The organism is Paenibacillus sinensis, assembly GCF_019904155.1.
GTDB classification, from domain to species: Bacteria; Bacillota; Bacilli; order Paenibacillales; family Paenibacillaceae; genus Paenibacillus_AQ; species Paenibacillus_AQ sinensis.
Genome location: NZ_JAHCMB010000017.1, coordinates 1 through 453 on the forward strand (window position 1 = coordinate 1; position 453 = coordinate 453).

General features: G+C 61.1%; 1 protein-coding gene. It reads left to right on the forward strand.

All coding sequences use genetic code 11. The annotated features are described in order from the left end of the window. A partial coding sequence (locus KIH86_RS01110) for an RCC1 domain-containing protein (protein ID WP_407672222.1) occupies positions 1–453 on the forward strand: 453 nt, incomplete at both ends.

A 453-nucleotide genomic window follows, 5' to 3' on the forward strand; every position in this document is an offset into this window, starting at 1 on the left:
TAGCGGTGAGTGGTCTGACGAGCGGCGTGATAGCGGTCGCGGCAGGGACAAGCCACAGCTTGGCACTGAAAGGCGACGGGAGCGTATGGGCGTGGGGCTCAGGCTATGGGAATGTGCCGGTAACGGTCAGCGGTCTGAGCGGTATCGTGGCGATTGCGGCAGGGTCGGGGCAGAATCTGGCGCTGAAGAGCGACGGTACGGTATGGGCATGGAGCAACGGTGTAACATCAACTCAGGTAGCGGGATTGAGCAACATCACTTCGATTGCAATGGGCAGCGGGCATAAACTGGCGCTGAAGAGCGATGGCACGGTCTGGTCGTGGGGAACGAACAGCAGCGGTCAGCTGGGAAATGGCACCACAGTGGATGCAACAGTACCGGCGGCTATTTCGACCTTAAGCGGGGTCACTGCGATCGCAGCGGGCAGCAGCCACAGCCTGGCGCTGAAGAGTG